The organism is Clostridium sp., assembly GCF_032552055.1.
Taxonomy (GTDB): Bacteria; Bacillota; Clostridia; order Clostridiales; family Clostridiaceae; genus Clostridium.
Map to the genome: position 1 here is coordinate 1 of NZ_JAWGSV010000447.1, position 1,068 is coordinate 1,068.

At 27.4% G+C, this 1,068-nt stretch carries 2 protein-coding genes and 1 pseudogene; 1 reads left to right on the forward strand and 2 read right to left on the reverse strand.

Annotated elements, in window-relative coordinates; all coding sequences use genetic code 11:
• Positions 1-142 (forward strand): annotated as a pseudogene (locus E6248_RS16300) (NADH peroxidase); the annotation flags it as partial.
• 65 nt (positions 143-207) lie between these two features.
• Here the strand turns inward: E6248_RS16300 and E6248_RS16305 are convergent.
• Positions 208-681 (reverse strand): DMT family transporter, encoded by a 474-nt coding sequence (locus E6248_RS16305; RefSeq protein WP_316341811.1) that lies wholly within the window; start codon positions 679-681, stop codon positions 208-210.
• A gap of 11 nt (positions 682-692) precedes the next feature.
• On the reverse strand, positions 693-1,067 hold the full coding sequence (locus tag E6248_RS16310; protein ID WP_316341812.1) for a DMT family transporter: 375 nt from the start codon (positions 1,065-1,067) through the stop codon (positions 693-695).
• Position 1,068 lies beyond the last annotated feature (1 nt).

Genomic DNA, 1,068 nt, shown 5'->3' on the forward strand with positions numbered 1-1,068 from the left:
AGGTAAGAAAGATTTAGCTACATTAGCTAAGGAATTAAACTTAGATGCAATCCATGACACAGTTCATGAAATGTGTAAAGATGAAGCTAGACACGGACAAGCATTCAAGGGATTATTAGATAGATACTTCGGTCAAAACTAGAGTTTATATAAATAAAGAGACTTAGCGAGATTACGCTAAGTCTTTTTTGTTTTAAAAGTATAATTCTAAATTTTTTCATCTATTAAAATATCTTCGGAAGTAATATTTTTATCTATTAAAATATTATAAGATAAGCCTAATAAAATTAATAATCCTCCAATTATTTTTCCTATGGAAACTGTATTATAAGAGTAGTAATCTATTAAAATACCAATAGAAAGTTGTCCTAAGAAAACTAATATTGATAAATAAAATGATGATACTTTTGGGGTTGTGTAATTTGATAGAATAACAACCAAAACTCCTATTCCTCCGCCTAGATATGCATAAAATGGTATATTGGAATAGGATTCAAGATTAATATTTGCATAGTCTTTAGTTATTATAAAGAGTAAGAAGGCTGATATTAATCCAGTTGCATAATTTATAAATGTTCCTTGGAAAGTTCCTATTTTCTCTGCTATTCTTGAGTTATAAATTCTTGATATAACAACTGATACACCAGCCATTATTGCTAATAAAACGTAAAAATAAATCATAAATCCTCCTTTTAATAAATAGCCATTACAACTATTCCTAAGATTATTAAAGATAATCCAAAGATTTTTTTCCTTTGGAAAGAAACCTTTTTCATTTTCATTAGCCCAAAACTATCTATAAGAAGTGATGAAAGGGTTTGTCCAAGAAGACCAAGGGATATTGTTAAAGATGCACCTATTGCACTAAAACTTAAATTGTTGAATAAAACTGTAAAAACTCCTATTATCCCTGCACTATACAAAAATATTGGAATGTCTTTAGAAAAGCTAAGTTTGTATTTTTTTATAAGAAGTACTAAAAGTAAAATAGTTAATCCAACAACATGAATTAAAAATGTAGATGAGTAGTTGCCAATATAACTAGCTAAAAGGCTATTAAAGCTTATC